The sequence below is a fragment of the Collimonas sp. OK307 genome, assembly GCF_900113705.1.
Classification (GTDB): Bacteria; Pseudomonadota; Gammaproteobacteria; order Burkholderiales; family Burkholderiaceae_D; genus Collimonas.
The window spans coordinates 1-11,894 of record NZ_FOQI01000035.1 but is presented as its reverse complement, the minus strand read 5'-3'; the positions used below and the strand labels follow the sequence as shown (position 1 = coordinate 11,894).

13 protein-coding genes are annotated in these 11,894 nt (G+C 54.5%); 10 read left to right on the top strand and 3 right to left on the bottom strand.

What is annotated here, in order from left to right:
* The 4 genes from fdhF to BM205_RS23775 all read left to right on the top strand — a co-directional run.
* A partial coding sequence (gene fdhF / locus BM205_RS23790) for a formate dehydrogenase subunit alpha (RefSeq protein WP_092417320.1) occupies positions 1 to 2,437 on the top strand: 2,437 nt, incomplete at its 5' end.
* Positions 2,438 to 2,460: 23 nt separating this feature from the next.
* Positions 2,461 to 2,685, top strand: a complete 225-nt coding sequence (locus BM205_RS23785) for a formate dehydrogenase subunit delta (RefSeq protein ID WP_092417318.1) — start codon at positions 2,461 to 2,463, stop codon at positions 2,683 to 2,685.
* A gap of 115 nt (positions 2,686 to 2,800) precedes the next feature.
* Entirely contained in the window at positions 2,801 to 3,109 is a 309-nt protein-coding gene (locus BM205_RS24815) for a DUF4160 domain-containing protein (RefSeq protein ID WP_092417314.1), read from the top strand.
* Positions 3,034 to 3,459, top strand: a complete 426-nt coding sequence (locus BM205_RS23775; protein ID WP_092417313.1) for a DUF2442 domain-containing protein — start codon at positions 3,034 to 3,036, stop codon at positions 3,457 to 3,459. The genes BM205_RS24815 and BM205_RS23775 overlap by 76 nt, the downstream gene beginning before the upstream one ends.
* Before the next feature lie 33 nt (positions 3,460 to 3,492).
* Here BM205_RS23775 and BM205_RS23770 read toward each other — a convergent pair whose 3' ends face one another.
* Positions 3,493 to 4,422 carry a LysR family transcriptional regulator gene (locus tag BM205_RS23770; protein ID WP_092417312.1) on the bottom strand — a complete coding sequence of 310 codons (930 nt, stop codon included), beginning with the start codon at positions 4,420 to 4,422 and terminating at the stop codon, positions 3,493 to 3,495.
* A gap of 168 nt (positions 4,423 to 4,590) precedes the next feature.
* Here BM205_RS23770 and BM205_RS23765 point away from each other — a divergent pair, with 168 nt between their 5' ends.
* The 5 genes from BM205_RS23765 (at position 4,591) to oxlT (BM205_RS23745) (ending at position 10,143) form a co-directional block, all read left to right on the top strand.
* Positions 4,591 to 4,926 (top strand): HAD family hydrolase, encoded by a 336-nt coding sequence (locus BM205_RS23765; protein ID WP_092417311.1) that lies wholly within the window; start codon positions 4,591 to 4,593, stop codon positions 4,924 to 4,926.
* Positions 4,927 to 5,152: 226 nt separating this feature from the next.
* Positions 5,153 to 6,493 carry an oxalate/formate MFS antiporter gene (gene oxlT, locus BM205_RS23760; protein WP_092417316.1) on the top strand — a complete coding sequence of 447 codons (1,341 nt, stop codon included), beginning with the start codon at positions 5,153 to 5,155 and terminating at the stop codon, positions 6,491 to 6,493.
* Positions 6,494 to 6,747: 254 nt separating this feature from the next.
* The gene (locus tag BM205_RS23755) at positions 6,748 to 7,515 is read left to right on the top strand and encodes a fumarylacetoacetate hydrolase family protein (protein WP_092417310.1); all 768 of its coding nucleotides are present in this window, start codon (positions 6,748 to 6,750) and stop codon (positions 7,513 to 7,515) included.
* Positions 7,516 to 7,563: 48 nt separating this feature from the next.
* Positions 7,564 to 8,574: a 2-dehydropantoate 2-reductase gene (locus BM205_RS23750; RefSeq protein WP_092417309.1), complete on the top strand. Its 1,011-nt coding sequence runs from the start codon at positions 7,564 to 7,566 to the stop codon at positions 8,572 to 8,574.
* A 258-nt stretch (positions 8,575 to 8,832) separates the two neighbouring features.
* On the top strand, positions 8,833 to 10,143 hold the full coding sequence (oxlT, locus tag BM205_RS23745) for an oxalate/formate MFS antiporter (protein ID WP_092417308.1): 1,311 nt from the start codon (positions 8,833 to 8,835) through the stop codon (positions 10,141 to 10,143).
* Positions 10,144 to 10,322: 179 nt separating this feature from the next.
* On the opposite strand, the gene BM205_RS24405 is transcribed toward oxlT (BM205_RS23745), so the two are convergent.
* Together BM205_RS24405 and BM205_RS23740 are read right to left on the bottom strand one after the other, a co-directional pair.
* Positions 10,323 to 10,496, bottom strand: a complete 174-nt coding sequence (locus BM205_RS24405) for a hypothetical protein (RefSeq protein WP_175511374.1) — start codon at positions 10,494 to 10,496, stop codon at positions 10,323 to 10,325.
* 275 nt (positions 10,497 to 10,771) lie between these two features.
* Complete coding sequence (locus BM205_RS23740) at positions 10,772 to 11,380, bottom strand: Crp/Fnr family transcriptional regulator (protein WP_092417307.1); 609 nt, start codon at positions 11,378 to 11,380, stop codon at positions 10,772 to 10,774.
* A 156-nt stretch (positions 11,381 to 11,536) separates the two neighbouring features.
* Between BM205_RS23740 and BM205_RS23735 the strand changes: the two genes are divergently transcribed.
* Positions 11,537 to 11,894 (top strand): thiamine pyrophosphate-binding protein (locus tag BM205_RS23735; protein WP_139227391.1); only part of this gene is annotated, 358 nt, incomplete at its 3' end.

The following is an 11,894-nucleotide window of genomic DNA, read 5'->3' as shown; positions in this document are numbered from 1 at the left end:
CGAAGGTGACAATCACCTGAAGATGAAAAAGGATGAGTCGAATCCTTACTTCACCTACGATCCCTCCAAATGCATCGTCTGCAACCGCTGCGTACGTGCTTGCGAAGAAACCCAGGGTACGTTTGCGCTGACGATTGACGGCCGCGGTTTCGAATCGCGCGTGTCGGCAGGGCAGATGGATAGTTTCATGGAGTCGGAATGCGTGTCTTGCGGCGCGTGCGTGCAAGCCTGCCCGACTGCGACGCTGACTGAAAAGACCGTCATCATGATGGGCCAGGCCGAGCACAGCAAGATCACGACGTGTGCGTATTGCGGCGTCGGCTGTTCGTTCAAGGCCGAGATGAAGGGTAATGAAGTGGTGCGCATGGTGCCGCACAAGGATGGCAAGGCCAACCACGGTCATTCCTGCGTAAAGGGTCGCTTCGCCTGGGGTTACGCGACGCACAAGGACCGCATCACCAAACCGATGATACGCAGCAAGATCACCGATCCATGGCGCGAAGTGTCGTGGGACGAAGCATTGACCTACGCCGCCAGCGAGTTCCGCCGTATCCAGGCCAAACACGGCAAGGATTCCATCGGTGGTATCACATCCTCGCGTTGCACCAATGAAGAAACCTATCTGGTGCAAAAACTGGTGCGCGCCGCTTTCGGCAATAACAACGTCGATACCTGTGCCCGTGTCTGCCATTCGCCTACCGGCTACGGTTTGAAGCAAACGCTGGGCGAATCAGCCGGCACCCAGACTTTCGATTCTGTGATGAAGTCGGATGTCATCATGATTATCGGCGCCAATCCGGCATCTGGTCATCCGGTGTTTGCTTCACAAATGAAACGCCGCCTGCGCCAGGGCGCCAAGCTGATCGTGATCGATCCGCGTACCACTGAAATGGTGAAGTCGCCGCATGTCGAAGCGGACTATCATTTGAAACTGCGCCCGGGCACCAATGTCGCTGTTGTGACAGCTTTGGCGCACGTGATTCTCTCCGAAGGCCTGGAAAAGGCTGACTACGTTGCCGAACGTTGCGACCGGCAATCGTATGCCGACTGGAAAGCGTTCGTATTACGTCCGGACAATTCACCAGAGGCGATGGAAAGTGTCACCGGCATACCGGCGGCGGAGATGCGCGGCGCCGCACGTTTGTTTGCGACAGCGGGAAACGGCGCCATCTATTACGGCCTCGGCGTTACCGAGCATGCGCAAGGTTCAACTACCGTGATCGGCATCGCCAACCTGGCCATGGTTACCGGTAACGTCGGTCGCGATGGCGTCGGCGTCAATCCGCTGCGCGGCCAGAACAATGTGCAAGGCGCTTGCGACATGGGTTCGTTCCCGCATGAGTTGCCAGGCTACCGGCATGTTTCGGACAGTACCGTTCGCGCCGAATTCGAACAGGCTTGGGGCGTGACGTTGGCCTCTGAACCGGGCTTGCGGATTCCAAACATGTTCGATGCCGCCATGGATGGCAGTTTCATGGGCTTGTATTGCGAAGGCGAGGACATCGTCCAGTCCGACCCGAATACCCAGCATGTGACTGCGGCTTTGTCGAATATGGAATGCATCGTGGTGCAAGACATTTTCCTGAATGAGACCGCCAAGTACGCTCACGTATTCCTGCCAGGCTCCTCTTTCCTTGAGAAGGACGGTACTTTCACCAATGCCGAACGGCGTATCTCGCGCGTGCGCAAAGTGATGCCAGCCAAAGCCGGCTTGTCCGACTGGGAAGTCACGATCGCCCTGGCCAAGGCGTTGGGCTATGAAATGCCTTACAAGCATCCGTCGGAAATCATGGATGAAATCGCGGCGCTGACGCCAACTTTCCGTGGTGTCAGCTATGCCAGGCTGGAGAAGCTGGGCAGTATCCAATGGCCATGCAATGACGCAGCTCCGGACGGCACGCCGATCATGCATATCGACGAGTTCGTGCGTGGCAAGGGAAAATTCATCAATACGCAATATATCGCTACCGACGAAAAGGTGACGCTGAAATTCCCGTTGATCCTGACCACCGGCCGGATCTTGTCGCAATATAATGTCGGCGCCCAGACCCGGCGTACCGAGAACGTCGAGTGGCATAGCGAAGACCGGCTGGAGATCCATCCGCACGACGCCGAAGACAGAGGCATCAAGGAAGACGATTGGGTCGGCATTGAATCGCGCGCAGGGCAAACCGTGCTGCGCGCAACGGTGACTGAAAGAGTCCAGCCGGGCGTGGTGTATACCACCTTCCATTTCCCTGAGTCGGGCGCCAATGTCATCACCACCGATAATTCCGACTGGGCCACCAATTGTCCGGAATATAAGGTCACGGCGGTGCAGGTCATGCCGGTAGCGCAGCCATCGGAGTGGCAACGGCAATACGGCCAGTTTAATCGCGAGCAACTTGGTCTGTTGGCCGGCGAGACACCACAGCTGCTGGATGAGGTCAGCAAATGAGCCAAACCGGACACGGCAAGGAAATGAATCCTGCTAACCTTATCAGGATGGCGAACCAGATCGGCAGCTTCTTTGAAACCATGCCTGACCGGGAGCAGGCGCAGCACGACATCGCCAGCCACATCAAGCGATTTTGGGAGCCGCGCATGCGGCGCTCCCTGCTGCAGTATGTGGATCAGCACGACGGCGCGGAGTTGATGGAGATCGTGCTGGATACGCTGCGGAAGCAGCGCGAGGCGGTGGTTTGATACAGTGATTTGATGCAGTGACATGAAGGTTTTGCGATTTCCCTTATACCAGCTTAAGGTAAGGTTGCGTATCTGACAAAACCTAAATAACCCAACTAGCTTGGGTTTTGATATAATGCCCACTGTGCTTGCAATTTTCGGACTGCGTGTGACGATTTATCCAAACGATCATCGTCCAGCCCACGTTCATGTTATCGGCCACGGATGCGAGGCAATGTTCAATTTGCATTGTCCGGATGGACCGCCCGAACTGCGCGAGAATTATGGGTTTTCTCATAAAGAACTAAACAAAATCGCAGGCGGGCTCAATGCCGCCTTGAAGGTTCTTTGTGATAAATGGAGTCAGATATGGATATTACTGATAAGGCCCTCGAGGCGGCTCACCAGCGCGCCGCCGCGACCAGGAACGCATTCCCTGCAGTAGTGGCGGTTCATTACGATCGCCGCGTCGCACGTATCGTAATTTCACTAGCGTCCGGACTGGAACTGGCATTTTCCCCAAAGCACGCCCAGGGTCTGGAACATGCGCGTCCGGCAGACCTCGCTGACATCGAAATCACGCCCTCCGGCCTGGGACTTCATTTTCCGCAGCTCGATGCCGATTTATACCTGCCGGCATTGCTTGAAGGTTTTCTCGGCTCGAAACGCTGGATGGCGTCCGAGATCGGGAAAATGGGCGGCAAGATGTCCACTGAAGCGAAAGCCAAGGCTGCCCGTGAAAATGGCAAGCTTGGCGGCCGGCCAAAAAAAGCCAAAGAGCTGACGACACCGTAATGCCGTCCCGGGGTTTCAGCTTAGGATTTCGGCTCAGGGCTTTAGCTTGAAGCGCGTAAACGTTTCGATCAATTGCGCGCCATCGCTCATCAAAAAATTCTCGAAGGCGATTGCCACCGGCGGCAACTGCTTGTTCTGGCGATGCACCACATACCAGTTCAGCATCGCTGGAAATCCCTGAACGTCGAGCACTACCAGATTGCCGACCTGCAGCTCCAGGCTGATGGTATGGACTGACAGGAAGCTGATGCCCATGCCGGCGATCACCGCTTGCTTGATGGTTTCAAAACTCTTGATTTCCATGGCCACATTGAGTTGCGCCAGGTGATCGCCAAAACTCTCCTGCATCGAGTTCCAGGTATCCGAGCCTCTTTCACGAACAATGAAGGGTTCGCGCATCAGGCGCGTCATCGGAATCCGCTTCTTGCCCGCCAGCGAATGCTGGGGCGAGGCGACGATGACGTAAGGATGGGGCGCGAACGCCTGCCTGATCATGCCGGGATCCTCCGGCGGCCTGACCATGACCGCGAGATCGGTCAGATTGTCTTGCAGGCTGCGCAGCAATTCTTCGCGATTATGCACAGTCAGCTTCAGGCTCACATTCTCATGGCGACGCTGGAACTCCGCGAGCAGGCGCGGGAAGAAATAGTCGCCGGCGCTGATCACCGCCACGTTCAGGCGTCCTCCGGACACCCCTTTCAACTGCGCCATGGCGTCTTCGGTTTCACGAAACTGCTGGATGATCATGCGGCCATGCCTCAGCATTTCGACGCCGGCTGCGGTCAGGTATATTTTTTTTCCAAGCTGCTCGAACAAAGGCAAACCCGCGTGCTCTTCCAACTGCTTGACCTGCAGCGAGACTGCCGGTTGCGTCAGGTGCAATTCTTCGGCCGCACGCGAATAGCTCAGATGGCGCGCCACGGTTTCGAAGGTTTTCAGCTGTCGCAATGTCGCGTTTTTCATTCTTGTCCCATTTTTATGAATAAGTATTTACTAATGATTATGCACAAAAACTTTAACTATGACTAATGATTTATTTTCTCTACCATGGCTTCAAGTCTGGAGACAAATGCAGACGGATGCATCAGGTTATTCCAATCGCTGAAATGTGTATTTAGGAGGAAATGAATCATGGCTAGCATCACCATCGAGCGCACTTTTATCGACCTTGCAGAAGAAACATCCCTGTTTGCCTACAACGCCGCCTTTCATGAACTGGGCTTGAGCTGGCATTGGGATTACGACACCTACCGTTCATTGGTGGCGGGTGCCGGCGAGAAGAACGTGATCTGCTCTTATATTGAAACGCATCAACGCCATTTGCTGGCTGCCTATGACGCAGATTTCCTGATCAAGGCAATCGAATGCGCCAAAGCACGCTGCCTGGAGAACATCAAGGCATCGGGCAGCCAGCCTGGCTTCAACGTTAACTGGGCGGAAGTGCAGCGTGCCGAAGTCGGCATCTGAGGCAAATTCTTAGCAACGGAAAATTGCTAATCTTGACCGTAGTCAAGGATCGGCGCAACAAGTCCTCGCACAATCAGTGCACCATGCATTTTCTGCGATTGCCGCATAAGACGGTAAAGCGGGAGGAAAAGAATGCGAGGTGAACACTCATGGTCGCTCATGCACGACTAGGCACAACGCGATGTTCATGGCGACGCAGAAAACCAAACATAATGGAGACGCAGACATGAATCAAGATAGTGCAGCACCAGGGGGCAGGGTATCGAACTCGCATCGATGGTGGCAGTTAATCATGGGGATCATTTGCATGGCCATGATTGCCAACCTGCAGTATGGCTGGACCCTGTTCGTTAATCCTATTTCTGAAAAATACGGCTGGAGCAAGGCCGCGATCCAGATTGCCTTTACCGTTTTTGTATTAACCGAAACCTGGCTGGTTCCTATCGAAGGATACCTGGTAGACAAGCTTGGGCCACGTCCGGTGGTACTGGTCGGCGGCATCTTTTGCGGCCTCGGCTGGGTCATGAATTCCTACGCGTCGTCTCTGCCGATGCTGTATATCGCGGCGGCCATCAGCGGGATCGGTGCAGGAGCTGTGTACGGTACTTGTGTCGGCAATGCGCTGAAATGGTTTCCGGACCGGCGAGGATTGGCTGCGGGGCTCACCGCAGCCGGCTTCGGGGCAGGTTCGGCGATCACCATCATTCCGATTTCGGCGATGATCAAGAGCAGCGGCTATGAGTCTGCATTCTTTTACTTCGGCATAGGGCAGGGGCTGGTCGTGTTTCTGATTGCACTTGGCCTGAAGGCGGCGCCAAATTACCTGAAGAAGGGCAGCACGCCTTCGAAAATCAAGATACAGCAAGGCAGGCGCGACTATCGCCCGAGCGAAGTCTTGCGACAGCCGGTCTTCTGGATCATGTACCTGATGTTCGTTACGGTCGCCGCCGGCGGCTTGATGGCAACCGCGCAACTGGGGCCGATCGCCAAAGACTTCCAGGTCATGGATGTGCCGGTCAATATCATGGGCCTGGTCTTGCCCGCACTAACTTTTGCGCTGGCAATCGATCGTGTCCTGAATGGATTGACACGGCCGTTTTTCGGCTGGGTATCGGATCAGATCGGGCGTGAACAAACCATGTTTATCTGCTTTGCGCTGGAATCGTTCGGCATCCTGATGCTGTATAAATTCGGCGCCGATCCGCTGTTGTTCGTGATACTGACCGGCCTGGTTTTTTTCGCCTGGGGCGAAATCTACAGCTTGTTTCCCTCGACCTGCGCCGATACTTTCGGCAGCAAGTATGCGGCAGCCAACGCCGGCCTCTTGTATACGGCAAAAGGTACGGCGGCATTGCTGGTGCCGCTTTCCAGCATGCTGACGGCAGCAACCGGGAGCTGGGAGGCGGTGTTTGTAGTCAGCAGCGTCATGAACGCGGTTGCGGCCTTGCTGGCGTGGTTTGTATTGAAACCGATGCGAAAGGCACTCATGAATGAATCGATTCCAGAACATGAAATCAAGGAAGCAGAGCTCCAGGCGTTAGGTCGCGTTCCTGACCGGCTAGTCTGACCACCATCGGATCTTATCTATAGGTTCGTGAGGGTGATCCCCTCAGGAACCTAAGCAGATACCGAGGCAGAACAGCCCCCATCTGTGCACCGGGTATCGCGCCACTATCCACATGGCAGCAACTTGTTTGTATCCCGAATCGGATACGGCGGAAGTCGTGCGTAATTCGAGCGCAATAAATTTTCAACGTGCCGTGCCTTGCAGTCGACGGGGCCTGGCAATCAAATCATCAACAGGTACTAGGAAGATTAAAAATGATACAGCACTGGTTACGTTTTAAATATCAGGACACGGTTCGCTTTGGCACTTTGGAAGGCAAGCGGATCCAGGTATGGGAAGGCGTCATGTTCGCCGAACCGAAACCGTCAGGCCTGTATGTGAACCTGGATGACGTGAAGGTATTGATGCCGACCCAGCCCAGCAAGATCCTGGCGTTGTGGAATAACTTCGGTGCGCTCGGCGCCAAGCTGAATCTGACACGGCCGGCCGAGCCGCTGTATCTGATCAAGTCGCCCAACTCTTATTTGAATCCGCAGGAAACCATCCGCCAACCTGCCGCCGGCGGCAAAGTGGTGTTTGAAGGTGAGCTTGGCATCGTGATCGGGAAGAATGCCAGCCGGGTATCCGAAGCCGATGCCGGCAAATACATATTCGGCTACACCTGTGCCAACGACGTGACAGTCGCCGATATCTTGAATCGCGATCCGTCATTTGCCCAATGGGTGCGCGCCAAGGGGCTGGACACCTTTTGCCCTTTCGGACCGGTGGTGGCGAGCGGCCTGGATCCGAGCACGCTGACGGTCAAGACCATATTGAATGGCGAGGTGCGGCAGGATTACCCCGTCAGCGACATGCTGTTTTCAGCCGCGCAACTGGTGAGCCTGATCTCGCAGGAGATGACTCTTTATCCCGGCGACATCATCTTGTGCGGAACTTCGGTCGGGGTCGGCTCGATGAAGCCGGGCAGTACGGTCGAAGTCGAAATCGAAGGCATTGGCAAACTCAGTAACCGCTTTGAATAGAAGCCGCAGCAAAGTTTACAGATTTTTTATTACTAGCAGGGAGCAATCATGAAAATCGCAATTGTAGGGGCTGGAGCCATTGGCGGCTACGTTGGCGCCAAGCTGTCGCTGGCCGGCGAAGATGTCACCTTTATCGTGCGCGGGGCCAACCTGGACGCCATTCGACGCAATGGCATGAAACTGATCATGGAGGATGGCTCGGAGCATATAGCCGATAAAGCCAAGGCCACAGATAATTACCGGCTGGCCGGACCGCAGGATCTGGTGGTGTTGGCGCTCAAGGCGCATCAGCTTGAAAGCATCACTGACGAGCTGCATCATCTGCTGGGGCCGGAGACGGCCATCGTCACCATGCAGAATGGCATTCCTTACTGGTACTTTCATAAGACTGGCGGCACCCTGGAGGGAAGCCATCTGAAAATGGTAGACCCCACCGGCAAGATCAGTGAAAAGATTCCCGCATCGCGGGTGATCGGCTGCGTGGTATATCCGGCTTCCGAGCTGATAGCGCCAGGCGTGGTGCGGCATTTTGAAGGTGAACGTTTTCCTTTGGGAGAGCTGGATGGTTCCCAGAGCGAACGCGTACTGCGCATATCGGAATGTTTTGTGAACGCCGGCTTCAAGGCACCGGTGCTGGACGATATCCGTTCTGAGATCTGGCTCAAACTGTGGGGCAACCTGAGTTTTAATCCGATCAGCGCATTGACCCACTCGACACTGGTCGATATTTGCCAGTTTCCACTGTCGCGAGAGCTGGCCGCGGCGCTGATGACCGAAGCACAGTCGATTGCCAATAAACTTGGCATCACCTTTCGCGTGCCGCTGGACAAACGTATTGCAGGCGCTGAAAAAATAGGCAAGCACAAAACTTCGATGCTGAAGGATGTGGAGGCAGGACGTGCGCTGGAAATCGATGCACTGGTCGGATCGGTAATCGAACTGGCGCGCCTGACGCATACGCCGACGCCACAGCTCGATACGGTCTACGCCCTGGTGAAATTACTGGCGAAAACCTTCGAGGACGAGCGTGGCCAGGTGCAGTTGCAGCGCGTCGCCTGAATCGCGCCAAATAGCCGATCCGGCCCGGCGGCAATGTACGCAATCTTAACCGACGTCAAGGATTGAGCGAGGAAATTCTCGCAAAATGAATCATGGCGCAAGTTTCGTATGTTGCCGCCACTGGATCGGTACTATTGCATCAAGCTTAGGTAATACGAGTAGTAATGCGTAACACGTAACACGTAACACGTAATACGTAATGCCTAATACGCATTAGATAAAAAATAAGCATCCTAAAATCATCAGGAGACAAGATACATGGACACCAGTAACGCCAAGCGAGCTCCTAATCGGTGGATTCAACTGATTATCGGCATCATATGCATGGGCTTGGTCGCCAATCTGCAATATGCCTGGACACTATTCGTCAATCCGATGGACGCCAAGCATCATTGGGGGCAAGCGGCAATTCAACTATCGTTTTCCATCTTTATCGTGACCGAAACCTGGCTAGTGCCGATCGAAGGCTGGCTGGTCGATAAATTCGGCCCGCGTCCGGTGATCGCTGTCGGCGCGTTGTTTGCCGGTGCCGGATGGGTAATTAATTCCATGGCAACCAATCTGTTCGAGTTGTATGCTGCGGCAATTATTGCGGGCATCGGCGCGGGTTGTGTATATGGCACGTGTGTAGGCAATGCGTTGAAATGGTTTCCTGACCGCCGCGGTTTGGCTGCCGGCTTGACTGCTGCCGGCTTCGGCGCCGGCGCCGCGGTGACTGTGATCCCGATCGCCAACATGATCCAGTCGTCAGGCTACGAACGCGCTTTCCTGTTCTTCGGTATTTTCCAGGGCGTGTGCATTTTCCTGCTGGCTTTGCTGATGGTGAGGCCGGTTCCACCTAAGGGCGTGGTGGTATCCAGGAAAATCACCATGACGAAAATCGACTATACGGCAGGACAGATGATCAGGACGCCGGTGTTCTGGGTGATCTATGTGCTGTTCGTTGCCGTCGCGGCAGGCGGTCTGATGGCGACTGCACAACTGGCGCCTATCGCCAAGGATTTCGGCATAGCCAAGCTGCCGATTACGATGCTGGGAGTGACGCTGCCCCTGCTGACCATGACGCTCTCCATCGATAATCTTTGCAACGGTTTCACACGGCCACTGTGCGGTTTCATCTCCGACAAGATCGGCCGGGAAAACACCATGTTCATCGTGTTCATGGGCGAGGGCGTCGCCTTGCTGGGGCTGATGCAATACGGGCATAATCCGTATGCCTTCATGTTCTTTGCGGCCTTGGTATTCTTGTTTTGGGGTGAAATATTTTCGATCTTCCCAGCGATTTGCGCCGACACCTTCGGTAGTAAATACGCTGCCGGCAACGCCGGTACGCTATATACAGCGAAAGGCACCGCAGCCTTGCTGGTGCCGCTGACTTCGGTGTTGTCTGCGGGGGGAGCGTGGAACCGGGTCTTTATCGCTGCGGCGGTGATTACGATCGGCGCCGGCCTGACGGCCAAGTTCATCCTGGCGCCAATGCGCAAGCGCTGGGTAGACAAAGGAGTGCCTGCCTACTCGCAGGGATTCGACACGCCGCATGCAGGAGCCGCAGTCAAGCGTTCGACCTAGATATCACACGATCGGATAACTGTATTTTGCTGCGGCACGGGAATGCCGTACGGAGCAGAAGGGTAGAAATTTAAAATCCGCCGTCAAAAGCAAAACAGCCAATCAATGATTGGCTGTTTTTTTTGTTTCTTTTATTTTTTACAAGCGTTGCTGTAGCGACGCTTGTAAAACACCGGGATTTACATGCCCCAGGTGTAGCTGGCGTCTGTCTTGTCGCCAGTAGTCTTTGCATCCAGCGATTCACGCAGATTGATGTTGAATACGGTAGCGGCTACAGCGTAAGCAAAGCTTGCCACTTTTGCGGAAAACCCAGTGCTGTTCGCCGGGGTGAAGCTGTTGGTAGCTGTAGTCATGGTGATGCTCCTGTCAAAGTAAGAATCTCTTATGCTGCTTTGCATTATAAAGCTCGAATAATTAAATTTCTAATGACATTATCCGATAACAGGTATGTGTCCTGTCAATATCTTGCACTGCAATATAAACAAATAGGCGCGGAATACAACACCATTTCGTCGTTTTTTACTTTGATCTGCGCTATGTACGATTAAACATGGCGTTTCAGTTACATCTTGCACGTCATGCGCATCGCATCGTGTGTACGCAATGTATACGCGATGCAGCCTGACGCTTAGATTTTCCCCTGGTGCTTCAGCCTGCTCAAGGTTTCCGGGGAAATGTTCAGGTAGGTCGCCAGTTCCTTTTTAGGAATGCGATCGTAGAGGTCGGGATGTTTACGCAAGAAGCGATGGACGCGACCCGGCGCATCCAGCAAATGTAGGGTGATGGTATGCGCCATGATCTCGCTCATCAGGCGCATCACTTCATATTCGAAGGTTTGCTTCAGCTTCGGATGTTTATCCATGAAAGCGGCCCATTGCTGTAGTGGCAATTTGGCAACCCGCGCCTTGGAAACGCAGACGATGCTATATGGCGTAGGCGTTTTCAGGCGCCAGGCGGCATAACTGGTCTCCATGTCGCGCTCGTCGGTGAAGCGCAAGATCATTTCCTTGGCCTGCTGATTGGTCACTACGCGCTTGAGGATGCCGTCCAGGATGAAGTATTGCTCCATCTCGTGAATGCCCTGGTGCAGCAGGATTTCCCCTTTTCCGCCATCCACCACGGTCAGGTGCGATTCCAGCTCGAGCATCTCACTCTCGTTTAGTTCTTTTAAAACATTATTTTGGCGCAGCTGAACACGAATGATGTTTTTCTCTGGATGGTTTTCTATGAGGGTCATGTAAGCGTTCTAAGGGATGGTCGACAGCGACAAAGATGATGCGTGAAAACTTGACCGAGGTCAATGCCGGGAGCTACGTGAGCTAGCTAAGATGGCATCAAGCTGAAGCAACGCAAGAGGCGTTGTTCTGGCGGATAACCGATAACAGGAGGAGCAATGGCAGCAGTGATATCCGAGTCGAAAGTAGCGCCAGGCGCAGTGTCAAGCACCACGGCCGACGATACGCTCAAACGCAAGAGCCGTGAAGCCGGCGTTGTGTCAGGTGGGCATCTGGTGGCGCGTGCGCTGAAGAATGAAGGCGTCGACACTATCTTTACCCTGTGCGGTGGCCATATCATCGATATCTACGATGGTTGCATCGACGAAGGCATTCGCATCATCGACGTGCGGCATGAGCAAGTCGCGGCCCATGCTGCCGACGGTTATGCCCGCCAGACCGGCAAATTGGGCGTGGTAGTGACTACCGCCGGCCCGGGTTGCACCAATGCCGTGACCGGTATCGCCACGGCGTTCC

Bases quoted from the DNA above. Each gene is read 5' to 3' on its own strand.
- BM205_RS23785 (WP_092417318.1), top strand. From the start codon at position 2,461: ATGAATCCTGCTAACCTTATCAGGATGGCGAACCAGATCGGCAGCTTC.
- BM205_RS24815 (WP_092417314.1), top strand. From the start codon at position 2,801: ATGCCCACTGTGCTTGCAATTTTCGGACTGCGTGTGACGATTTATCCA.
- BM205_RS23775 (WP_092417313.1), top strand. From the start codon at position 3,034: ATGGATATTACTGATAAGGCCCTCGAGGCGGCTCACCAGCGCGCCGCC.
- BM205_RS23770 (WP_092417312.1), bottom strand. From the start codon at position 4,422: ATGAAAAACGCGACATTGCGACAGCTGAAAACCTTCGAAACCGTGGCG.
- BM205_RS23765 (WP_092417311.1), top strand. From the start codon at position 4,591: ATGGCTAGCATCACCATCGAGCGCACTTTTATCGACCTTGCAGAAGAA.
- oxlT (WP_092417316.1), top strand. From the start codon at position 5,153: ATGAATCAAGATAGTGCAGCACCAGGGGGCAGGGTATCGAACTCGCAT.
- BM205_RS23755 (WP_092417310.1), top strand. From the start codon at position 6,748: ATGATACAGCACTGGTTACGTTTTAAATATCAGGACACGGTTCGCTTT.
- BM205_RS23750 (WP_092417309.1), top strand. From the start codon at position 7,564: ATGAAAATCGCAATTGTAGGGGCTGGAGCCATTGGCGGCTACGTTGGC.
- oxlT (WP_092417308.1), top strand. From the start codon at position 8,833: ATGGACACCAGTAACGCCAAGCGAGCTCCTAATCGGTGGATTCAACTG.
- BM205_RS24405 (WP_175511374.1), bottom strand. From the start codon at position 10,496: ATGACTACAGCTACCAACAGCTTCACCCCGGCGAACAGCACTGGGTTT.
- BM205_RS23740 (WP_092417307.1), bottom strand. From the start codon at position 11,380: ATGACCCTCATAGAAAACCATCCAGAGAAAAACATCATTCGTGTTCAG.